Consider the following 21,131-nt stretch of genomic DNA (forward strand, 5'->3'; position numbering starts at 1 on the left):
GTATAGCGCGCGGCCGAGTACCCGCTGAGCCGTTCTCGGCTCAGCGGTCAGGCCGCCGGGCCACGACGGCGAAGTTCAACGGGATGCGCGGCGTGCCGTCTCGCAGCGTCCACCCTTGCTCGCAGGGCACGAGATCGGAAAACGCGGGCCAGTCCATATAGGGCAGTTCCGTCAACGCCTCGATCACGAGCCCGGCCCCGAGCAGCGCTCCGACGATCTCCCCCAGATCGTGGCGCCACTCGTGATTGGTGGTGTGGGTGATCTGCCCGTCCGATTCCTCGGTGTAGGTACCCGAGTCCGAGTAGCTCCGAGCACCACCACCGCCGAGGTAGTCGTCGTCGATCGCCCACGGTTGGCACTGCATCGCGCCCAGAATCGGATGGTCGTCGCGGATCACGAACACCCCACCCGGTTCGAGCAGATCATGGATCGACCGCGCCCACGCGGTGAGCTCCGGCAGCCAGACGATCGTTCCCGCGCTGGTCACGATGGTGTCGAAGCGCCGGTGGAGCACTGCCGAGGCGAACCGCGCGTCCCCTTCGACCCAGGTGATGTCGCGACCGTCGGCCTCGGCGATCCGCGCCGCGTGTCGCAGCGAGTTCGGCGACAGATCCAGTCCGTGTACCTCCACCGCGCCCAACCGCGCCCAGGACACGGTGTCGGTGCCGATGTGGCATTGCAGATGCAGCAGGGACCGACCCTGGATCCCGGATGCCGGGAGGTGTGGCGCCAGCATCGCGAGATCGTTGCGCACCACCGAGGAAATGTCGTCCGGATCGGCCAAGAAGGCATCGACGTCGTACATCCGCGAACGCGCGTGCACGTCGGCCCGGTCGTCCCAGTTCGCGCGGTTGGCGGCGATCGCTTCGGCTTCGGGCACAACCGGTTCAACCGGCGGATTCTGAATTGCCATGAACACCTGTATAGCCCTGTAACTGCCTCGGCGCGAGGGAGTTTCCGACGACCAGTCGGAGGATGAAGCCATTCTGCCTCAGCGGCGCGACAGCTGCCCGCTGCTCCGAATCGACATCGACCCCGCCGCAACCCGCGGCAGGGTCGATGCGTGCCTATCGGTACGCGGGCTCGTTGTCCTCGCGATAGATCGCGAGCGCCGATTTCATCAACCGCACCAGCGCTCCTCGCGCGTCACCGGTATCACCTGGGCGTGCCTCGATCACCGAGCCACGTTCGGTGATCAGGTAGCGCCCATCCGGGAAATCCATGACGTGGAAGCCCTGACCGGGTTGCGGCCGGTTGTCGATCGCGGCGCCCGGATAGCCCGCCACATATACCAGTGTCGACCGTGTTCGCCCGAAGAAATCATCCGCTTTCTGCTGCGGAGTGCGCCGATCGGCCGCCCACGGATCGTAGGGCGTTTCCTCGTCGATGTCGTTGCTGTTCATCGTGAACCCTTCCCCGGCTGCCGCCCCCGTCTTCGGCAGCCGGGAAAGGAGCTTGTCGGGCAGCTGCTCGATCTCGAGCATGCTCATCCGGATGTCACCACCGTCGCGGTCGAGCGGCACCCGCTGCTGTTCCACCAGCACCGCCTGCTGCCCCTGCACCGCCGCGAACGACCGCAATTTCTCCCCGTCGCCGTACCCGGCCAGTTCGAATCGCGCTTCCGGCTCGCGCAGAATCCGCAACGCCGTTTCCAGGGACTGGTCGAACATCGGCAGAATCCGCTGCGCCTCGTCGTGCCACAGCCGGTCGTAGTCGTCCACGGTCACCGCATCCGATTGCGTCTGCAGGGGGTAGGGCAGCACATCCCGATCCGCCGCCCGCCACAGCACGGTGAACCCGAGGGCGCTGAACTGCCACTGAGTCACGTTCACTCTCCGATCACAGGGGGAACGGTTCTGGCTCGCTGATCTTCGCTGAGCCCGGTGAGTTCTTCACCGTTCTCCTGAGTGATCAGATAGTCCTTCGTCCCGGCTTCCTTCTCGTCGTCGCCCTTGCCGCGACCGGCACCGGCACCCATACCGCCCATGCCCGACATTCCACGGCCCGCGCCGCCGGAACCCGCGCCGCCTGCGCTCGCGCCCGCCTTCCCAGCGGTCGCGCCTCCTGGCGTGCCCGGAACGGCCGCTCCTGGAACGCCGGAACCGGGTGTGCCCGCACCGGGCGAACCCCCGCCTGGCGAGCCACCGGTTCCCATCGGTGTCGTCGAGGCGGGTGTGGTGCCTGCCGGTGAGGTCGGGGTGGTCGGCACGGTGGACTGTGGTGTCGTCGCGGCCGGCTCCGTGCTCGACGGCGTGGTGTCGTCGCCGGTGTCGTCGTCGGAGGGATCCTCCGTCGTCGGCTGTTCAGTGGTCGGTTGTTCGGTGGTGGGCTGTTCGGTAGTGGGCTGCTGGGTGGTCGGCTTCGTGCCGGTGGTGTCGTCTTTGCTGCCCTGGTCGTCGCCCGGCTTCGATCCGGTGTCGAGGGGGTTGTAGGGCTGTGGCACCAGTGGGACATCGGTGTCCGCGATCTTGATCGCCTCGTAGTAGATGCCCTTGACCACCTCCGCCCCTTCGGATTTCGCGGTGTCGGCGTTGTGGCTGTCCATCTTCCAGGTGGGTCCGGGGATATAGCTCGCGATCCCGCTGAGCGTGGACCCTTCGTGCGGCTTCACCCGATCCTTGGCGATCTGCATGGCCGACTCGACGACCTTCACCTTCTCGGCCATCATCTGCGCCGACCCGAGGAGGTTGCCCGACTTCTCGACATATTCTTTGATTCCCGCACCGGCGCTGGCACCCGCGTTGCCGGTCCATTTCTCGGCGATCGCTGTCCCGATCTGGGCGTCGTAGGTCTTGAACCCCTCTTCGAGCTTGTTGCGCAGGGTTTCCCAGCGGGTGTGCAACGTATTGACGTCGGTCATCGACATCGCGGAGACCCGCTCGTACAGATCCGACATCTGGCTCGGCTCGTCGTACGAGACAACCTGCGGCTTCTGATAGGTGCCGTCGAAGTCGGTCTTCAACTCCGCCAGCCGATTCCGTGCGATGTGTGCGTCCGGACTCTCATCCGTTGAGCGGGTCGGCTTGCTGCCATCGGCGTAATCCTTCAACGTGAGGTAGGTGCTACCTCCCGGGATGGTGTTGACGACGGCCCTGCCGAGGTTGTCCAAGAATGACACTATTGACCACCGGGGATGTTGGCGCCCTGGGAATTCAGCGCTTGTGCTTGAGCTACTTGCTGGTCTTCGTACTTCTTCACCGAGATCTCGATGGTGTCGCGGATGAGCTCAAGGACCGCTATATGCTCCTCAAAGGCAGTTTTGAAATCTCGTTCGCCACCGATGGCCTTCATGCCGAGCATCGTCGCCAGCTCGTCGGCTGCATCGAAGCGGCCGAGTCCGGTGACGCTGGCCAGCATCTGGAGATCATTCTTGAGCTGCGTGAATAGGGCGATTTGTGTATTGCTTGCATCCCGGCAGCTTGTAGCGACCGACGGATCCAAGTAGAGGCGTCCTGCTTTGGCCTCTTCGTTCAGGTACTGCCAGCGGGACTTCTCGTCAGTTGGAGCCACCGCACCCCCTATATCGTTGTAATTCTATCGTGGAAGGAGTGGAACGATCGCTTCTGCAATCGGTGTTAGCCGATCGCATGGCGGTACAGACTTCGACTTAGAGCTGACATTCAGCATGCCGAGTTGTACGAATCCCGTGCTTGTCGGGAACATGATCGTGCAGTCTTCATTTACATCGTTGTGGCTTTGCCGGTACTTAGTTCCTGCGCGGCCGGCGATAGTCACGTCTGCAAAATCGACGTTGCCGGGCTTTGCCCTGACTTCATCGGAGGTGTGCACTGACGATGCGACCGAGATCCCGTAATTCGGCGGGAACTCGTTCTCTTCCCACAGGCAGATCTTCCATCCTGGCTCTTCTGCTCCGAGGATGCCTGACCGCTTCGATGCGAGGTCGATGTCGAGGCTTGTCAACGTCGAATCCGGGATCTGCGAACACGGATCCCACAAAGCCGCCGTGGCCGCCGACAGATCCGTAGACGTACTCGGCTGTGCGTTCCCACTCTCAGTGGTGGAACATCCCGCCACCGCAAGCACCCCACACAACACAGTGGTCACCACCACAGACCGTCGCCGCACGAGCATCCTCCGTCTTCCCCGATCACCGAGCCACACCAGCCGGCCGAGCCCGTCACCAACCCCACGGCCGCCCCGAGTACTCCCCGCACCCGGCCACCCCGTCGTTCCGCACAGCCTACGACACCACCCCACCCAATTCACCCCACAGCCCCCGCCCCATGGAACCTCCACAACCACACCGAGTTCCGCCGCGCCAAAATTCTGCCAACCCTCCACAGCAACCCACGCCCGCCGGCCGACGGCCGCGAGTCACACGGTCGAGCCCTATCCTCACCGCCCTGCCCATCCCGCACAATCGCGCACCGATGTGGCACTCCTGCACACCCTTAGACGCACCGAAGCCCGTTCTGGTTCCATCGATTTCACCACCATCATCAACCCATCCCGATCCGCTACGCTCGGCCATTGGCACTGCGTGCCGCAGGTCGTCGCGATTGGGTCCGACCTGCTCGATCAGGATCGAACACCGTAGGTCACGGGCAGGGAGTCCCGCCGACCAGGGGTGGCATGACGTACGAGGGGCGGGGCATCACCATGACCAGCGCTGGCGGGGAACTCAGCATCTCCCCGGACAAGATCAAATCCCACGCCACCAACGTCACCTCGGCTGGTTCAGGGTTGACCGAAGCCCTCGAAGCAGCCCAAGCCGTCTCAGCCCCCTCCGACGCTTTCGGCAAACTCTGCGCCTTCCTCGGTCCCTTGTTCGTCGACTCGGTCGAAACCGACGGCATCGACGCGATCCAGGCCGCGATCGATGCCTTCGGTAACACCAGCTCGAACCTGACCGCCGTCGCTGACGCGTTCACCACCCGCGACACCACCAACGCCGCAGCGCTCAAGACCCAAGAGTCCGGCCTGTAATGGCCGCCAACCCCCTCATCGCCGCTAAGGAAGACACCACCGACTGGTCCACCGGCATCAGCCTGGTCAGCTCCGTCACCGACCTCTCCGACGCGATCTCGGGCGGTTCCTGGATCGAAGTCGGCCTCGGCGTCATCGGCCTCGGCGCCGAAGCAGTCTCCCTCGTCGTCGACCCACTCGGCACCCTCGCCGGTTACGGCGTCGGCTGGCTCATCGAACACTGCCAACCCCTCCAGGATGCCCTGGACTGGATCGCCGGCGACCCCGCCCAGATCGAGGCCTACGCCAAAACCTGGGATAACGTCGCCACCCGCATCAGCGAAGTAGCCACCGCCCAAAACGCCGCCGTCACCGCAGACGTCGCGGACTGGACCGGCCAAACCGCCACCGCCTACAAATCCGCGGCTTCCAACACCACGAACCTGCTCACCGCGGCCAACACCGCAGCCACGGCCGCAGCTTCAGCGATCCGTATGGCAGGCGGGATCGTGGCCGCGGTCCGCGAAACCGTCCGAGACCTGGTAGCCCAAACCGTCGGCCGCCTCGCGGTCTGGGCTGCGGAACTGGTGTTCTCGGTCGGTCTGGCGACCCCGCTGGTCGCGGTCCAAGCCACCGCCTACATCGCGAAAACCGTTGCGACGATTTCGAAGTTGTTCTCGAAGCTGGCCAAGACGATGTCGAAGCTGAAGCCACTGTTGAAGCAGCTGAAGTCGGCGTTCGGTGATATCGCGAAGGCATTCAAGAAGACCCCGTCCAAGTCGAAGAATGCCGACGACACCAGCACGAGCCCCGCGGGCGCGAAGAACACCGACACCTCGACAACACCCTCGACCACGAAACAGCCTGACGCTCCGACGACCCCGGCGAGCACGCCTGACACACCCGGAAAGACAACAGAGAGCCCGGACACCTCGGGTAGCACGAAACCAGCGAGTACCCCGGGCGATGGAGGAAAGCTTCCCGACCAGTCAGGCTCGGAGAAGCCCGACCTCAACAAGACCGCGAAGCAAACCACCGACTGCGGCGACCCGGTCGACGTCGCGACCGGCGAGTTCCTACTCCCCGCAACAGATGTCGAGCTGCCTGGCGTGTTGGCCTTGGTGTTGACCCGCCGCCACCGCTCGTCCTACAGGTTCGGCCGATGGTTCGGGCCCTCCTGGGCAGCGACACTGGATATGCGCGTCGAAATCGACCAAGTCGGCGTCCGATTCGTCGGACCCGACGGTGAGCTGTGGCAATTCCCCCACACCGCCCCCGATGTCCCGGTCCGGCCGGTACACAAGGGCAACCGCGCGACGATGACTCGCACCGAAACCGGCGGATACTCGGTCCACGACCCTGACCGCGAACTCACCTGGAGCTTTCGACCCACCGGGACTACAGCCGCGTCAGAAACTCCGCTCGGCATCTATCCGATTGCCGAGATCGCCGACCGCCACCACAACCGAATCACCTTCCACTACACCAGCACCGGCCAACCCTCCGAGGTCACTCACTCCGGCGGGTACCGCGTCCGCGTAGACACCGACAGCGACCGCGTCACCGCGCTGACGGTGCTCGGCACCACCCCCACCGGCGAAGCGCTCGCAACCACTGTGCGCGAATTCGGTTACACGGCAGGTGACCTCGCCTCGGTCACCAACGGTGTCGCCGCGACCACAACCTTTCGCTACGACGATGAGCACCGCATGCTGTCGTGGCGCGACTCCCGTAGCACCGAGATGCACAACACCTACGACCGGTCCGGACGGGTCATCAAACAGGTCGGTACCGACGGCATCCTGTCGGCCACTTTCGCGTATGAACCGCTTCCCGAATTCCGGCGCTCGCGCACCCATCACACGAATTCCCTCGGCGCGACCACCGTCTTCGAGTTCGACGAAGACCTGTGCCTGCGCAACCTGATCGATCCGCGTGGCGCGACATCGATCACCGACTACAACGAGTACCGCAAACCGATCCGTCACGTCCGACGCCTACGCCAACACCACCACCTACCTCTACAACGCCGACGGCGACCTGGTCCTGGTTCGACGCCCCGACCAACAAGCCATCACCATCAGCTATGCGTCCCGACGCCGTCCGGCCACGATCACCAATGTTGACGGCACGACCATCACTCGCACCTATGACGAGCACGGTAACCTCACCAGCGTCACCGACGCCGACTCCGTCACCACGACCTACACCCATCACCCGTGTGGCGCACTGGCGTCGATCACCACCTCCGCTGGCGCTACCACCAGCTTCGACGTCGATCTTGCCGGACTACCGATTCGGATCACCGAGCCGGGCCCCGCGGCTACCACCGTCACCCGCGACGGCTTCGGTCGCCCCACCATCATCACCAACCCCCTCGGCGACACGACTATCCACCACTATTCGGCCGAGGGAAAACTGCTCTCCCGCACCGATGCAGACGGCACTACCCAGTCCTGGACCTACGACGGCGAAGCGAACCTGCTCACCCACACCAACCAGATCGGTGCGCATACCCGCTATATCTACGGCACCTTCGACCTCGTCAGCAGCCGCGAAACCGGCGACGGTGCGATCACTACCTACACCTACGACACGGAACGTCTACTCACCTCGGTCACCAACCCCCTCGGTGACACCTGGACATACGAATACGACCCGTCCGGCAACGTCAATAGCGAAACCGACTACAACGGGTCGGTCACCCGAACCGAATACGATCTGCTGAACCGGCCCAGCACCATCACCACACCGGCGGGTGTCCAACGTCGACACAACTACGACGTCCTCGGCCGATTCACCGGTGTCAGGACCGATGCCGGTGAATGGATCACCAACACTTACACCGCAGCTGGGCACCTCGCGATGGCTCGAAACGGCCTAGACGACGACACTGTCCATTCGGTCACCTTCGCTCACTCTCCCGCCGGTCGGGTTTTGTCCCAGCATGTCGATGGACGTGCTGTCACTTACGAATACGACGAGCACGGGCGCCGCGCTAAGTACACGACCCCAACGGGGGTATCGACGAGCTACGAACACACCTCGACCGGACAGATCGCTGCCCTCACTACCAACGGTCACCGCTTCGACTTCACCCACGATTCGATCGGACGCCAAAATAGTTGGCACAGCGCCGGAATCGGACAACACAACACCTACAGTCCCGTCGGCTACATCGCGCGCCGCGAACTCGTACAACTCGATCCGCAGACCAGTGCCCCCATGGAGTTGCTCGAACGCGACGAATATGATTGGCGCCCAGATGGTTACATCACCAGACATACCACCACATCGCCTATCGCGAACCGGCATCGCGACTACACGCTGGACGTAATCGGTCGTATCACCCATGTCGCCGGCCCCAGCTCCAGCGCTACCGAGAAGTACACATACGACGCGCTGTCGAACATCACCATCGCCGAAGTCACTGGGGCACCCTTTGATCCCATCGCACCGAACCCACCGGCAGGCGACCCAGCCACCGATCCGCGCTTCGAGTACCGCAACAACCTCCTTGTCCGCGCAGGCAGGACCCGCTACCACTATGACCCCGCCGGTCGCCTCATCCGCAAAGAGAAGTCCCGGCTATCCCGTAAAACCGCCACCTGGCACTACCGATACAACGCGTTCGATCAACTCATCGAAGTCACCACCCCGGACAACAACACGTGGTTCTACACCTACGATCCCTTCGGCCGCCGAACCACCAAACAACACCCCGAGAGCGAAAGCCGCACCGAATTCACCTGGGATGGTGTCCACCTGACCGAACAAATCACGCACACGCGGGCCGACCGGCACGCCACCTCCTGGACCAAACACCCTGGCACTCATATACCCCTCACTCAAACAATCGATGACCGATTCTGGGCGATCATCACTAACCTCCAAGGCGCCCCCACCCACCTCGCTAACCCGGCAACCGGCGAAATCGAATCCACCGCTACCACCGCCCTCTGGGGAAAAACCACCTGGACCGGCCCTGCCACCGATCTCCGCTTCCAAGGCCAACAACATGACCCAGAAACCGGCCTCCACTACAATCACCACCGCTACTACGACCCAGAAACCGGCCGTTACCTCACCCAAGATCCCCTGGGCCTCGCACCGTCGTCAAATCCGAACACCTACCCGCACAACTCCACCGCGTGGACCGACCCACTGGGCCTGACACCATGTCGAGACGAGGATGGCGCGTACCGATTCCGGTCACCCAACCCGGACCATCCGACTGACGGTCGACTTGATGACCTCATGAACAGAACTTATGACCCAATGGTCGATTGTTCAGAAATCGCCGATTGGATGTTGCGGCGAGCCGATGGCGAGGGACGTATCATCCGATATGAGCCAGCGCCGGGGAGCACCCTAGAGACGCCAGAAGCCGGCGGGAGGATTATGGAGCAGTATGTATTCCATGAGGTGTACACAGATGGCCGATATGCCTACGACCCCCGACTGTCTCAGACTCCAATTCCGCTGGGGGATTATCAAAGTGTCATGCGCAGTTTGAATCCAGGGATGAGTTGGCGATGAAAAAACCTTCATCGGACTCAACGCCAAGTCTGCGAGTATTGAGGATCCTCTCCAAGCTCGGAGAGGTGGAATGGGCGCGAATAGATGTAGGATACGACGATCGAAACAAACGTCGCACGCCACCGTTCGTTGTATGGAGATATAAAGAAGAAACCGCCGCAACCCGAAATTCAATCATGGATGGCGTGGGATCCTATCGAGGAGCGGTTGATTGGTACGCGGAGAATAGTCGAGGAAGGAACTGGCTGATTCAACCCTCTAGGGTGCCAGCGGATTTCTTACCTCGACTTGATGTCGGATATATGGAACTTCCTCTGAAAATATCGGAAGTAGATCCAAATTTCTGCGAATCTGCAATTTCAGACTTCCATTCACTCTTGGGGCACCTCGATAGAGTATGGACTCGGTCGGCCTGACTTCGGACCCCTTCTGTAGGCAACCCCGAAGAATTGTACGCGAAGATTGAGGCCTTCCTCCTCGTCGGCGGTGCCCGCAATAGTCCGGCAGTCCGTCTCGGCAGAGCCGGGGAACCAGGTCGGGGAACGGGAGTTGCTCGGTAGAGCTTAGGCTTCCCGATGATGGAGCTTGATGGGAGCGAGGCGATCTCGACTTTGGTGGTCGGCGGTGTAAGCGTCGAGATGTGGCGGGGTGGTGTCGAGATGCCTCCCGTCGTCACTTCGGATAGTTTTGAATCTAGTGTCGAAGTAGGCAATGAGCTGAGAATATCGATTGGAAAGCAGTTTTTTTTCGACCTCATCGGCGTCGGTAAGGCTGAACTCATTGGGATGTGAAAACAATGGTCGAGTTTATTTTCACGGTCCGCGATGACTCTCCAGAGGATGGATATTCTCTAGGCGACCTGGATGTGCTGGGTAACTCGGGATCAGTTACCACTCGCGGTCTCGAGCACCCTGATAAACGTATGATGGTGTATCCCTCCGCTGCCGCTCTTCTCTTCGAGGCTCGCCTACTGGCCAGTCGTGGAAAGGGCAATGGGAGGTTCGAAGGTCATGGTTCCATGTTCGTGATCGAGTTTTCACTACAGAAGGGCCGCGTAGCTACCCGACACGGTAAGATGGTGTTTGATTCCACTCCGTTGTCGGAATTTCTTTGCGCTGTCTACGATAGCGCGAAATCTCTGCATAACCATGGCTTCAGTGCCATTGAAGATAATCGCAAGGTATTGAATGTGTTGGAGAAGGAGATAGATGTATTCGAAGTGTGGCGAACATCCCTTGATGTCAAGCATGTGAAATCAAATGATAGACGGAACCGTTGACTTATAGATTGGGGCGTTTGATCGAGCGCGCTGTCGTCGATATCACCATGAAATTCACTAATTGGCGCAAGCTGGTGTTGATATCGTGGCAACCACGAAGGGTGATAGTCTGGAATTTGTGCCAGACTACGTGTGGGAGGTCAATTTCGCGACCCGCCCGAACGTGAAGATGTCGGGTTTGATCGCGGGTGATTCAGGGGTAGGACGAATCTGTTTGGTCTGCTGACCGATTCATACTGGCGGGAGTTGAGATGGTCGAGATTGGGTTCACCGAGGGCGATCTGCCACCGGAAAGTGGCGATGTGCATCCGGAGGTGGCGGAATTGTCCAGGAGTGACGCGCCGCTGCCAGTCTTCCGAAGCGGCCGCACACGCTGTGCGAGCGAGATGGACAACGCTGTGTACGCGCATATCAAGCAGCAGACATCGCGGCGGTGATTGCCGTTGCCGACACGCCACGGCCGGTGTCGGACTAGTCGGACGCGGGTGTCAGTGCGCTGGTCAAGGCGGGGACCGCGAGAGTGCGTTGCCAGTTGCGGGCGCCGCCGACGAGGAGGAACGCCTCGATCTTCGCGGACAACTCTTCGGGGGTGCCGACATTCTTGTAGTCGGGGAGTCCGTCCCAGCACAACCGACGAACCAGGTCGGGGGAGAGGAGATTCTCGACCGGGATCGAATGTTCGGTGGAGAGTTCGCCCATCGAACCACGGGCGGTGGTGAGGCGGGCGGCGGCGATGGGGTCTCGGCGTTCCCAGCGGTTGACCGGTGGTGGGCCGTCGAAGGGGAGGGTTAGCGGGGGGAGTTGTTTGTCGGGGAGGGTGCGGCCTCGTTCGACCGCGGCCAGCCAGTCGCGGGAGTAGCGGCGTTGGCGGGGGCCGCCGAAGACGGGGAGGGTGCGGAGTTGGGCGATCGAGCGGGGTTCGCCGGTGGCGGCGGCGATGATGGCCGAGTCGGGGAGGATGCGGGCGGGGGCGACGTCACGGGCGCGGGCGAGTTCGTCGCGGGTGGTCCACAGTTCGCGCACGATCGCCAGCTGGCGGGTGCGGCGCAGGGTGTGGATGCCGGAGGTTCGTCGCCAGCGGTCGGCCTTGGGGGAGGGTGGGTCCATGGTGCGGACGTGTTCGAATTCCTCTGCGGCCCAGTCGAATTTGCCCTGAGTGGTGAGGTCGGCGGCGACGGTGTCGCGGAGTTCGAGGAGCAGTTCGACATCGAGAGCCGCGTAGTTGAGCCATTCGTCGGGCAGCGGGCGGCTCGACCAGTCGGCGGCGCCGTGGCCCTTGCGCAGGGAACGGCCGAGCAGGTTTTCGACCATCGCGGCCAGGCCGACGCGTTCGTAGCCGGCGATCCGGCCGCCGAGTTCGGTGTCGAACAATCGGGCTGGGCGCAAACCCAGTTCGGCGAGGCCGGGCAGGTCCTGATCAGCGGAGTGCAGAACCCATTCGAGGTCGTTGATCGCCTCGGCCAAAGGAGTCAGTGCATCGGTGACGGGAATCGGGTCGATGAGGAACGAGCCCGCGCCTTCGCGACGGAGCTGGATCAGGTACGCCCGTGCCGAGTAGCGGAAACCGGACGCGCGTTCGGCGTCGACGGCCAGGGGTCCGGTGCCCGCGGCGAGGGTTTTGGCGGCCGCGGCGACCTCGTCGGCGGTCGCCAGCACAGGTGGAACCCCCTCGGCAGGGACGAGCAGTGGCTCTGCTGCGGTGGGTTCCTCGGCGACCGACATAGACGTGAACTCTACGTGGCGATCAAGGGCGATCGGTGCGGGTATAGGACTCCGGTCGTAAATGGGTTACCCCGGCGGGCGGCAACCCGGCGGCAAAGGCCAGCACCTCGCAGAACGCTTCGACGTGTCGACGCATCTCGGTGGTCGTCGCTGTCCACGACGCGCGCAGTTCGAGCTGGTGGGCGCGGGGTGGGCCCGCGATATCGCCGTAGCGGACCGAGCTGGTCGCGGTGACCGTGCCGCCGAGGGCGGTGAACGGTTCGCCACGCGATTCCAGGGAGTCGACCAGCCAGCTCCACGCCACCTCGGGTAGCAGCGGGTCGGCGGCCAGGGCGGCGTCGATGTCGGCCTGGATGTAGGCGACGAGCCGGAACACACCGTTCCAGGCCTCGTCGCCGTCGGGGTCGTGTAGCAGGATCAGCCTGCCGAACGCGTCGCCCTCGGAGTCGGTGGGCACCATCGGGCTGTCGGGGTGGGTGACCTCCGCTCCGAGCGCATAGGAGAACGGCGCCAACCGTTGCGGAGGACGGATAGGCGCCAGCTCGATTCGAGGGTGCACTGTTGCGGTGCCCATCGCATCGACCGCCGCCCGGAAAGGAGCAGGCTCGCGGGGCGTTCCCCCGGTCGGTGCGGCGCCGTCGCGGATGTCGAGCGGTGTCACGAGGAGGAACGGTAGACGGTGGGCGCCCGACGCCGTCGGAGGCGCGCCGCCGTGCGCGTTGCGGTGCCGTTCGCGTTGCGTAGGGCGCATTCTCGAGGTCGGCGCGATGCGCGATGTGCGACGCGAGGGGGTGCGGCGGGTGTCGGGTACTCGACCGGCTGAACGTGTGGTCGGTCCCACACCCGCCTGGGCGTGCGGTTCGTCCGGGCTCGACGCTTAGGATGAACGGTGATGAGCACTTACACCCGCCGCCGGTTGACCGATGCCCCTTTCCTGGCCGCCGCCACCGGCGCGACGCCCAGCAGGCGCCCGGTGTGGTTCATGCGTCAGGCCGGTCGGTCACTGCCCGAGTATCGCGAACTGCGCAAGGGCGTCGGCATGCTCGAGTCGTGCTTCGACCCGGAGCTGGTGTGTGAGATCACCATGCAGCCTATTCGCCGGCACGGCGTCGATGCGGCAATCCTGTTCTCCGACATCGTCGTTCCGCTCAAGGCCGCGGGCATCGACCTCGACATCGTGCCCGGTGTCGGCCCGGTCATCGCCTCGCCGGTACGAACCGAAGCCGATGTGCGCGCGCTGCCGCGACTGCGTCCCGAAGAGGTCGGCGCGGTCACCGAAGGCGTGCGGTTGCTCACCGACGCGCTCGGTGATACCCCGCTCATCGGCTTCGCGGGTGCTCCGTTCACCCTCGCCTCCTACCTGGTGGAAGGTGGGCCGAGCAAGCAGCACGAGCGCACCAAGGCGATGATGCACGCCGACCCGAAGACCTGGCACGCCCTGCTCGGCACTCTCACCGACATCACGATCGCCTTCCTGCAGGCTCAGCTGTCGGCCGGTGTCGACGCGGTGCAGCTGTTCGACTCGTGGGCGGGTGCGCTCTCGCTGGCCGATTACCGCGAGTACGTGCTGCCGCATTCGGAGCGGGTGTTCGCCGAGGTCGCTTCGGCGGGGGTGCCGCGTATTCACTTCGGTGTCGGCACGGGCGAGCTGCTCGGTGCGATGGGTGAGGCCGGTGCGGATGTGGTCGGGGTGGACTGGCGGGTGCCGCTCACCGATGCCGTGCGTCGGGTCGGCGCCGGAAAGGGCTTGCAGGGCAATTTGGATCCCGCGATCCTGTTCGCCGGTTTCGACGCGGTCGAGGCCGAGACGCGGCGGATCGTGCGGGAAGCGGACGAGGCGATCACCCTCGGCGCGACCGGGCACATCTTCAATCTGGGCCACGGGGTGCTGCCTGACACCGATCCCGGCGTGCTGACCGCGCTGGTCGAGCTGGTGCACTCGCTGTAGCGCGCGATCGTCCCGCTCCGTCGGCAGTAGCGGGTCGATCCCCTGCCACGGCGGAACCCGAACCCGGGTCCGGTGAACCCACGCCATCGAGCCGGGATCGGCCGGTGCGATACACCGAGATGACGGCGTCACGCCGAGTTCCGGTGTCGGCGAGGTGCCCACGGACAGTGACCCGGCCGACATCGGTCCGGGTGCGCGTCGTCAGCGGGATGCATGCGAGGTTACGGTCGAGGCATGAGGATCGCGGTCGTCGGTGGCGGAATCAGTGGGCTCGTCGCGGCTTACCGGTTGCGACAGCGGCTGGGGGGGAGCGTCGACATCGTCGTGCTCGAACAGAGTGGTCGGGTCGGCGGAGCGCTGCACACCCGCGAATTGGCTGGGGAGCCAGTCGATCTCGGTGCTGAGGCGTTCGTCGGGCGCAGGCCCGAGGTGATCGAGTTGATGAGCGAACTCGGTCTGGACGAGCAGTTGGTGCGGCCTGCGGGGAAGCGGCCGCTGATCTGGGCGCAGGGGTCAGCGCATCCGCTGCCGGGGCGCACCTTGATGGGGATTCCGTCCGATGTCGAGTCGCTGCGCGGGCTGGTCGACGATGCGACGCTCGCCCGGGTCGCGACCGAGCCGGAGCGCCCACTGCATTGGGAGCCGGGCTCTGACGTCGATGTGCAGACCCTGGTGGGCGACCGTTTCGGCAGGCAGGTGGTCGAGCGGAGCGTCGATCCGCTGCTCGGCGGGGTGTACGCCGGGATCAGTGCCTCCATCGGTGTCCGCGCTGCGCTACCCACCCTCGCCAAGGCACTCGACGACGGCGCTTCGAGCCTCACCGAGGCTGTCCGCGCTGCGATGCCCGCCCCCAGCTCAGCGCCGGTATTCGGTGGACTGCGTGACGGCTACGGAGCACTGCTCGCCGCGTTGACCGAAGCCTCGGGAGCCCGTTTTGTCACGACGACGGCCGCGACGCGCGTAGCTCGCGCACCTCGAGGCTGGGTGGTCGACCCACTCGGAGCCGTCGACGCCGTCGTCATCGCGACGCCCGCCCCGGTCACCGCCCGGCTCCTGCACTATGTGGCGCCAGAAGCAGCACGGGCGGCCGCCGGTATCGAGCTGTCCTCCTCCGCGCTCGTCGCCATGGTCCTCCCACGTGACACCGCCCTCCCGGATAACTCCGGCATCCTCGTCGCCACCGGAGAACCCTTGCGCGCCAAGGCCTTCACCCTATCCAGCCGCAAATGGCCCCACCTGGCCGAGCGCGACGTCGCCCTGGTCCGAGCCTCCTTCGGCCGCCTCGGCGACGACAAACCCCTGTCCTGGACCGACGACGACCTCATCGCCGCCGCCGTCGCCGACCTGACCACCGTCACCGGCATCCCGATCACCCCACTCGAAGCCGTCGCCCAACGCTGGCCCGGTGGCCTCCCGCAATACGCCCCCGGCCACACCGACCGCATCGCCACCCTCGAATCCGCTCTCGTCCCCCTCGACGGCCTCGCAGTAGCCGGCGCCTACCTCCACGGCGTCGGCGTCCCCGCCTGCGTCGCCTCCGGCACCGCCGCCGCGGAACGTGTAGCTAACGCCTACATCCAGAGCACACAGCGCTGATCCTGATGCTGGGTGGGCGATAGTGAAGGGGCTCGGGGTAGCGCTCGTATGGGAGGTGGCGACCCGCTCATCGCGGGCATCACTCCTCCGGCTTGACCTGGAGCGCACTCAAGATTTTACGTTCAACGCATGGCGATCACACAGCAGCACAGAATCGGTAGCGGGTTCGGCCCGCGCAGCACGGCTGAAGAGGTCGTCGACGGCGTCGACCTGACCGGGAAGACGGTCCTCGTCACCGGTGGTTACTCGGGTCTCGGCAAAGAGACCACCGTGGCGTTGGCGCGTGCCGGGGCGCACGTCGTCGTGCCTGCGCGCCGTGCCGACGTGGCCCGAAAGGCATTACGCGACACCGCGTCTGTCGAGGTGGCCGAACTCGACCTAGCGGACCTCGACAGCATCAGGACCTTCAGCGAACGATTCCTCGACACCGGACGGGCCATCGACGTCATCATCGCCAACGCGGGGGTGATGGCGTATCCGCAGCGGCGGGTCGGCCCGGGATGGGAAGCGCACTTGGCCATAATCACCTCGGGCACTTCGCGCTGGTCAATCGGCTGCGTCCGGCGCTGGTTGGGACTGGAGCGCGCGTGGTAGTGGTGGCGTCGTCCGGGCACTTCCTTTCCGATATCCGCTGGAACGATCCGCATTTCAGCCGCGGCTACGACCTTTGGCGGGCCTACGGTCAATCCAAAACCGCCAACGCGCTGTTCGCGACCCATCTCGACGTGATCGGTGCGGCGACGGGGTTACATGCGTACGCGGTGCACCCGGGCAGCATCCTCACTCCGCTTCAACGCAATATCGCCCGTGCCGAACAGATCGCACAGGGTTGGATCGGCAGCGACGGGACTCATGCTGACGGCTTCAAGACTCCGGCGCAGGGGGCAGCGACAGCTGTCTGGGCCGCGACGGCCGCACCGCTCGCCGGCTACGGCGGTGCCTACTGCCAGGACTGCGATGTCGCCGAACCTGCCGCCGACGATGACATGCTCGTCGGCGGTGTAAAATCGTGGGCCGTCGATCCCGGTTCTGCCGCGCGCCTCTGGGCTATGTCCAGCGAGCTCACCGGACTGGATAACTTCTCCGAGCACGCACGCTGACCAGCGGCGTGTCACCGCGCGGAGGTGATAGCGATGATGCATGATCGCCCGCTGTGGCCATCAATGGTGAGCAGAACAGCGGGCGGATACTGATCCTCGATCCCGATCTCGGGCCTGTCGAACTTCACGCGGGTGAGGTGACGACGGTGACCTCGGTGTTCGGTAGTGATGAATCGTCGCCGTGGCGGGCGAGTAGGCCGGTGGGGGACTGAGCCCCAGCGGCGGGCGAAAACGCCGCAGTGGCACCATAGATCCATGGCGCGACTCGACTATCAGGCTCTCAACTCCTCCATTCGCTACCTGATGTTCTCGGTGTTCCAGGTTCAGCCGGGCGTGCTCGGTGAGGACCGGGCGGGGGCGATCAAGGAGGCGAAGGCGTTCTTCGACGGGCTCGCCGACAAGGGCGTGGTGCTGCGCGGGATCTATGACGTGGCGGGGCTGCGAGCCGACGCCGATTTCATGCTGTGGACCCACGCCGAGCGGGTCGAGGATCTGCAGGCCGCGTACGCCGATTTCCGGCGCACGACCGAACTCGGCCGGGCGAGCGCTCCGGTCTGGAGCAACGTCGCGGTGCACCGGCCCGCGGAGTTCAACAAGAGCCACATTCCGGCGTTCCTGGCAGGCGAGGACGCGGGGAATTACATCTGCGTCTACCCGTTCGTGCGGTCCTACGAGTGGTACCTGCTGCCCGACGAGGAGCGTCGCAAGATGCTCGCCGACCACGGCAAGGAAGCTCGCGGATACCCGGATGTGCGGGCCAACACCGTGACCTCGATGGCGCTGGGCGACTACGAGTGGATCCTCGCGTTCGAGGCCCCCGAACTGCACCGGATCGTCGATCTGATGCGTGACCTGCGGGCGACCGAGGCCCGTCTGCATGTGCGCGAAGAGGTGCCGTTCTTCACCGGGCCGCGGGTCGAGGTCGAGCAACTGGTCACCGCACTGCCGTAAGGCTCGGTAAGGCGATCCCACACAGCGCGAGCTCGGTCGGAGTTCTCCATCCGCACGGTTCGAGCCGCCCCGCTGCCTGTAGCTGTTCGTTCCGGCATGCAGGATCAGCAGCGGCTGACGCGGTTGCGCGCTGCCCGCTTCCGCACATCGTGTACTGAAGCGGGGTGAGGAATCGGAGGACGAGTATGGAACACGAGATCACCACGCCGGTCGACCTGTGCCGACCCGATGGTCGGCTCGACCCGGCGGCCGTCGGCTGGACGCGGCGGCCGTTGCATCGGACCGATCTGCGCGGCTGGGGACGGGGTAAGCGCTGGGAGTACTGGGGGATCGTCACCCCGCGTCATATTGTCGGCATTGTCGTGTCGTCGCTGGATTACGCTGGGGTGCACGGGATCTACGTGCTCGACCGGGAGAGCGGCGAGGAAATCGCCCGCGATGCGGTGGTTCCGCTGGCACGAGGCACGGTGATGTCCGCGCGCAGCGGTGTTGGCATCACGTCGGCGCGCGGTGGTGGTGTCGAGATCGAGATTTCCGACGACGAGGGCGGTAGCGCGATCGAGGCCAGTGCCTCGGGCGTACGGCTCTCGGTGCGGTTGCCGATGCCGCCCGGTCACGAGTCGCTCGGCGTGGTGGTGCCGTGGAGTGCCCGGCGCTTCCAGTACACGGTCAAAGATGTGGGGCGGCCCGTGTCCGGGACGCTGACCTTGGGTTCGCAGGTGCATCGGATCGAGGAGGGGTTCGCGGTACTCGACCACGGCCGGGGAAAATGGCCGTACTCGATGACCTGGAATTGGGCGGCCGGTGCGCGGCCCGGATTGGGCATCCAGTTCGGTGGCAAGTGGACCGACGGGACCGGCAGCACCGAGAACGCCCTCATTGTCGACGGTCGCCTCCAGAAGATCAGCGATGAGCTGCGCTGGGACTACGACACCACCGATTGGCTGCGACCGTGGTCGATCATCGGCGACCGGGTCGAGGTCGAGTTCCGGCCGTTCCATGAGCGCGTCGCGGTGTCGAATCTGCTGATCGTCGCCGGTGAAACGCATCAGTGTTTCGGGGATTTCGCCGGCCGTGTGCGTGGTGAGGACGGTCGCTGGCTCGACCTGGACGGTGTCGTGGGATGGGCGGAGGACGCCCGGAACCGGTGGTGACCCGCACGCGGTAAGCGGGTCGGGCGGCGTTTCCAGCCGCTGATTGAAACAGTGATTGAAACGTCGATTGAAACGTGTTTCACTCTGGGTATGGTCGATGAGGTCAAGACAGGGACACGGCAGCGACTGCTGATCGCCGCCGAATCGATGCTGCTGACCGAGCCGTACGACGAAGTCTCCGTGCGCGGCATCTGTGCCGCCGCCGGTGCGAACACCGCCGCGGTGCACTACCACTTCGGATCGAAGGAAGCGCTGGTCGGTGCGCTGATCGAGGACCGGCTGGGGCCACTGTGGGCCGATGATCTGGCCCGTGCGAGCGCCGGACGCGATTCGCTGCCCGCCGTCGTCGACACGATCCTGGCCCCCTTTGTCCAGCTCGCGGGAGATCCCTTGGGCCGCTTGCATCTTCGACTGTTGTCGAGGTTCGTGCTCGGACGGCATCTCACGACGTGGCAAGGCCCGTGGTTTCGAATGGCCACCTGGGTCACGCTGCTCCCGGAGCTGAGCGGCCGGGAGAGCCGCCGTCGGTGGATGCTCGCCTTCGATCTGATCATCATGCGTTTCGGCAGCCCCGAAATCGAGGAACACGGAATGACGCAGCCGGACCTGGAGACACTGCGAGATTTCGTGGTGGCCGGTTTGACCGCGCCGACGGGAGAACAGCTATGAACGACATTTTCGCACCTGCCACGCTGGGTCCGATCACCTTGCGTAACAGGGTGATCAAAGCCGCGACCTTCGAAGGTCGCACGCCGGACGCCCTGGTCACCGACGAACTGATCGACTTCCATCGGGAGGTCGCCGCCGGCGGCGTCGGCATGACCACCGTCGCGTATTGCGCGGTCGCGCCGGGTGGTCGCACCGATCGGCATCAGATCTGGATGCGCCCGGAAGCCGTTGCCGGCCTGCGGAAGCTGACCGATGCCGTGCACGCGGAGGGTGCCGCCGCCTGCGCGCAGATCGGTCATGCCGGACCGGTGGCCAACGCCGCCTCCAATGGAGTGCCCGCGCTCGCGCCGAGCCGGATGTTCAATCCGCTCGGCATGCGATTCACCAAGACTCCGACTATCGCCGAGATCGCCGAAACCGTGGCCGCGCACGCCGATGCCGCACGCCTGGCCGAGCAGGCCGGATTCGACGCGGTGGAGATTCACTTCGGCCACAACTATCTGGCCAGCGCGTTCCTGAGTCCGATGCTGAACCGGCGTAAGGACGCCTACGGTGGCTCCCTGCTCAATCGGGCTCGGATGGCGCGTGAAATCGCTTGTGCGGTAAAGGATGCCGTGGGTGATCGGATCGCGGTCACGGCCAAGATCAATATGGAGGACGGCCAGGCCGGCGGCCTCACCATTCCCCAATCGCTCCAGTTCGCTGCCTGGCTCGAGGCCGACGGCGCGCTCGACGCCCTGGAATTGACCGCCGGCAGTTCGCTGCTGAACCCGATGATGCTGTTCCACGGCAGGCCCCCGCACCGCTCCTTCGGGAAAGTGCTGCCCACTCCGGCCCGCCAGGGCTTCCGTCTGGTCGGGAAGAAATTCCTGAAGGAGTACCCGTACAAGGAGGCCTACCTGCTCGAGCGGGCCCGGCACTTCCGGCGCGCACTGTCCATGCCGCTGATCCTCTTGGGCGGCATCACCAATCTCGACACCATGCAGCTGGCTCGGACCGAGGGCTTCGAATTCGTCGCCATGGCGCGGGCCCTGCTGCGCGAACCGGATCTGCTGCACCGCATCCAGGCAGATGAGTCGACGCGCTCGGCGTGTGTGCACTGCAACGAATGCATGCCCACCATCTACTCGGGCACGCGCTGCATGTATCGCCCCACCCTGTCGCGCGAGCCGATCGAGCTGACCCTCGGCGGACACACCCGGGGGCAGGACACACCATGAGTGGACCCCTGTCCGTCATACAGCGAA

Annotated in this window: 21 protein-coding genes; 14 read left to right on the plus strand and 7 right to left on the minus strand. The window is 64.6% G+C overall.

Annotated features, from left to right (window positions below):
- Positions 1 to 40: 40 nt before the first annotated feature.
- The 5 genes from ACFWO8_RS07140 to ACFWO8_RS07160 form a co-directional block, all read right to left on the minus strand.
- Complete coding sequence (locus ACFWO8_RS07140; RefSeq protein WP_378944963.1) at positions 41 to 913, minus strand: class I SAM-dependent methyltransferase; 873 nt, start codon at positions 911 to 913, stop codon at positions 41 to 43.
- A 154-nt stretch (positions 914 to 1,067) separates the two neighbouring features.
- Positions 1,068 to 1,826 carry an ESX secretion-associated protein EspG gene (locus ACFWO8_RS07145; RefSeq protein WP_378944966.1) on the minus strand — a complete coding sequence of 253 codons (759 nt, stop codon included), beginning with the start codon at positions 1,824 to 1,826 and terminating at the stop codon, positions 1,068 to 1,070.
- A 2-nt stretch (positions 1,827 to 1,828) separates the two neighbouring features.
- Positions 1,829 to 3,118 carry a hypothetical protein gene (locus tag ACFWO8_RS07150; RefSeq protein WP_378944969.1) on the minus strand — a complete coding sequence of 430 codons (1,290 nt, stop codon included), beginning with the start codon at positions 3,116 to 3,118 and terminating at the stop codon, positions 1,829 to 1,831.
- Positions 3,118 to 3,510, minus strand: a complete 393-nt coding sequence (locus ACFWO8_RS07155; protein ID WP_378944972.1) for a hypothetical protein — start codon at positions 3,508 to 3,510, stop codon at positions 3,118 to 3,120. Before ACFWO8_RS07155 ends, ACFWO8_RS07150 begins: the two co-directional genes overlap by 1 nt.
- Positions 3,511 to 3,534: 24 nt before the next feature.
- Complete coding sequence (locus ACFWO8_RS07160; RefSeq protein ID WP_378944975.1) at positions 3,535 to 4,065, minus strand: DUF3558 domain-containing protein; 531 nt, start codon at positions 4,063 to 4,065, stop codon at positions 3,535 to 3,537.
- Between the two features lie 528 nt (positions 4,066 to 4,593).
- On the opposite strand from ACFWO8_RS07160, the gene ACFWO8_RS07165 reads away from it, so the two are divergent.
- The 5 genes from ACFWO8_RS07165 (at position 4,594) to ACFWO8_RS07185 (ending at position 10,744) form a co-directional block, all read left to right on the plus strand.
- Complete coding sequence (locus ACFWO8_RS07165) at positions 4,594 to 4,947, plus strand: type VII secretion target (protein WP_378944979.1); 354 nt, start codon at positions 4,594 to 4,596, stop codon at positions 4,945 to 4,947.
- Positions 4,947 to 7,052 (plus strand): DUF6531 domain-containing protein, encoded by a 2,106-nt coding sequence (locus tag ACFWO8_RS07170; protein WP_378944982.1) that lies wholly within the window; start codon positions 4,947 to 4,949, stop codon positions 7,050 to 7,052. Before ACFWO8_RS07165 ends, ACFWO8_RS07170 begins: the two co-directional genes overlap by 1 nt.
- 10 nt (positions 7,053 to 7,062) lie before the next feature.
- On the plus strand, positions 7,063 to 9,465 hold the full coding sequence (locus ACFWO8_RS07175) for an RHS repeat-associated core domain-containing protein (protein ID WP_378946209.1): 2,403 nt from the start codon (positions 7,063 to 7,065) through the stop codon (positions 9,463 to 9,465).
- Positions 9,466 to 10,040: 575 nt separating this feature from the next.
- On the plus strand, positions 10,041 to 10,256 hold the full coding sequence (locus ACFWO8_RS07180) for a hypothetical protein (protein WP_378944985.1): 216 nt from the start codon (positions 10,041 to 10,043) through the stop codon (positions 10,254 to 10,256).
- A gap of 5 nt (positions 10,257 to 10,261) precedes the next feature.
- Positions 10,262 to 10,744, plus strand: a complete 483-nt coding sequence (locus ACFWO8_RS07185; RefSeq protein ID WP_378944988.1) for a hypothetical protein — start codon at positions 10,262 to 10,264, stop codon at positions 10,742 to 10,744.
- 471 nt (positions 10,745 to 11,215) lie between these two features.
- On the opposite strand, the gene ACFWO8_RS07190 is transcribed toward ACFWO8_RS07185, so the two are convergent.
- The gene (locus tag ACFWO8_RS07190) at positions 11,216 to 12,466 is read right to left on the minus strand and encodes an HRDC domain-containing protein (RefSeq protein ID WP_378944993.1); all 1,251 of its coding nucleotides are present in this window, start codon (positions 12,464 to 12,466) and stop codon (positions 11,216 to 11,218) included.
- 22 nt (positions 12,467 to 12,488) lie between these two features.
- On the minus strand, positions 12,489 to 13,127 hold the full coding sequence (locus ACFWO8_RS07195; protein WP_378944996.1) for a DUF3000 domain-containing protein: 639 nt from the start codon (positions 13,125 to 13,127) through the stop codon (positions 12,489 to 12,491).
- A gap of 231 nt (positions 13,128 to 13,358) precedes the next feature.
- Here ACFWO8_RS07195 and hemE point away from each other — a divergent pair, with 231 nt between their 5' ends.
- From hemE to ACFWO8_RS07240, 9 genes are all read left to right on the plus strand, one after another.
- Positions 13,359 to 14,414 carry a uroporphyrinogen decarboxylase gene (hemE, locus tag ACFWO8_RS07200; RefSeq protein WP_378945003.1) on the plus strand — a complete coding sequence of 352 codons (1,056 nt, stop codon included), beginning with the start codon at positions 13,359 to 13,361 and terminating at the stop codon, positions 14,412 to 14,414.
- A 234-nt stretch (positions 14,415 to 14,648) separates the two neighbouring features.
- On the plus strand, positions 14,649 to 16,010 hold the full coding sequence (locus ACFWO8_RS07205; protein ID WP_378945006.1) for a protoporphyrinogen oxidase: 1,362 nt from the start codon (positions 14,649 to 14,651) through the stop codon (positions 16,008 to 16,010).
- 129 nt (positions 16,011 to 16,139) lie between these two features.
- Positions 16,140 to 16,604, plus strand: coding sequence for an SDR family NAD(P)-dependent oxidoreductase (locus ACFWO8_RS07210; protein ID WP_378945010.1), 465 nt, complete (start codon positions 16,140 to 16,142; stop codon positions 16,602 to 16,604).
- Positions 16,604 to 17,110 carry a hypothetical protein gene (locus tag ACFWO8_RS07215; RefSeq protein WP_378945013.1) on the plus strand — a complete coding sequence of 169 codons (507 nt, stop codon included), beginning with the start codon at positions 16,604 to 16,606 and terminating at the stop codon, positions 17,108 to 17,110. The genes ACFWO8_RS07210 and ACFWO8_RS07215 overlap by 1 nt, the downstream gene beginning before the upstream one ends.
- A 53-nt stretch (positions 17,111 to 17,163) precedes the next feature.
- Positions 17,164 to 17,322, plus strand: a complete 159-nt coding sequence (locus ACFWO8_RS07220) for a hypothetical protein (RefSeq protein ID WP_378945016.1) — start codon at positions 17,164 to 17,166, stop codon at positions 17,320 to 17,322.
- Between the two features lie 43 nt (positions 17,323 to 17,365).
- Positions 17,366 to 18,061 (plus strand): hydrogen peroxide-dependent heme synthase, encoded by a 696-nt coding sequence (hemQ, locus tag ACFWO8_RS07225; RefSeq protein ID WP_378945019.1) that lies wholly within the window; start codon positions 17,366 to 17,368, stop codon positions 18,059 to 18,061.
- 185 nt (positions 18,062 to 18,246) lie between these two features.
- Positions 18,247 to 19,215, plus strand: a complete 969-nt coding sequence (locus tag ACFWO8_RS07230; protein WP_378945022.1) for a DUF2804 domain-containing protein — start codon at positions 18,247 to 18,249, stop codon at positions 19,213 to 19,215.
- Between the two features lie 90 nt (positions 19,216 to 19,305).
- Positions 19,306 to 19,884 (plus strand): TetR/AcrR family transcriptional regulator, encoded by a 579-nt coding sequence (locus ACFWO8_RS07235; protein WP_378945026.1) that lies wholly within the window; start codon positions 19,306 to 19,308, stop codon positions 19,882 to 19,884.
- Complete coding sequence (locus ACFWO8_RS07240; protein ID WP_378945029.1) at positions 19,881 to 21,104, plus strand: NADH:flavin oxidoreductase; 1,224 nt, start codon at positions 19,881 to 19,883, stop codon at positions 21,102 to 21,104. Before ACFWO8_RS07235 ends, ACFWO8_RS07240 begins: the two co-directional genes overlap by 4 nt.
- Positions 21,105 to 21,131 lie beyond the last annotated feature (27 nt).

The organism is Nocardia sp. NPDC058480 (genome assembly GCF_042720495.1).
In the GTDB taxonomy this organism is placed as follows: domain Bacteria; phylum Actinomycetota; class Actinomycetes; order Mycobacteriales; family Mycobacteriaceae; genus Nocardia.

Excerpts from the sequence above, each read along its gene's own strand:
- ACFWO8_RS07185 (WP_378944988.1), top strand. The coding sequence starts at position 10,262 with ATGGTCGAGTTTATTTTCACGGTCCGCGATGACTCTCCAGAGGATGGA.
- ACFWO8_RS07165 (WP_378944979.1), top strand. The coding sequence starts at position 4,594 with ATGACGTACGAGGGGCGGGGCATCACCATGACCAGCGCTGGCGGGGAA.
- ACFWO8_RS07190 (WP_378944993.1), bottom strand. The coding sequence starts at position 12,466 with ATGTCGGTCGCCGAGGAACCCACCGCAGCAGAGCCACTGCTCGTCCCT.
- ACFWO8_RS07140 (WP_378944963.1), bottom strand. The coding sequence starts at position 913 with ATGGCAATTCAGAATCCGCCGGTTGAACCGGTTGTGCCCGAAGCCGAA.
- ACFWO8_RS07235 (WP_378945026.1), top strand. The coding sequence starts at position 19,306 with ATGGTCGATGAGGTCAAGACAGGGACACGGCAGCGACTGCTGATCGCC.
- ACFWO8_RS07210 (WP_378945010.1), top strand. The coding sequence starts at position 16,140 with ATGGCGATCACACAGCAGCACAGAATCGGTAGCGGGTTCGGCCCGCGC.
- ACFWO8_RS07170 (WP_378944982.1), top strand. The coding sequence starts at position 4,947 with ATGGCCGCCAACCCCCTCATCGCCGCTAAGGAAGACACCACCGACTGG.
- hemE (WP_378945003.1), top strand. The coding sequence starts at position 13,359 with ATGAGCACTTACACCCGCCGCCGGTTGACCGATGCCCCTTTCCTGGCC.
- ACFWO8_RS07180 (WP_378944985.1), top strand. The coding sequence starts at position 10,041 with ATGATGGAGCTTGATGGGAGCGAGGCGATCTCGACTTTGGTGGTCGGC.
- hemQ (WP_378945019.1), top strand. The coding sequence starts at position 17,366 with ATGGCGCGACTCGACTATCAGGCTCTCAACTCCTCCATTCGCTACCTG.
- ACFWO8_RS07230 (WP_378945022.1), top strand. The coding sequence starts at position 18,247 with ATGGAACACGAGATCACCACGCCGGTCGACCTGTGCCGACCCGATGGT.
- ACFWO8_RS07240 (WP_378945029.1), top strand. The coding sequence starts at position 19,881 with ATGAACGACATTTTCGCACCTGCCACGCTGGGTCCGATCACCTTGCGT.
- ACFWO8_RS07205 (WP_378945006.1), top strand. The coding sequence starts at position 14,649 with ATGAGGATCGCGGTCGTCGGTGGCGGAATCAGTGGGCTCGTCGCGGCT.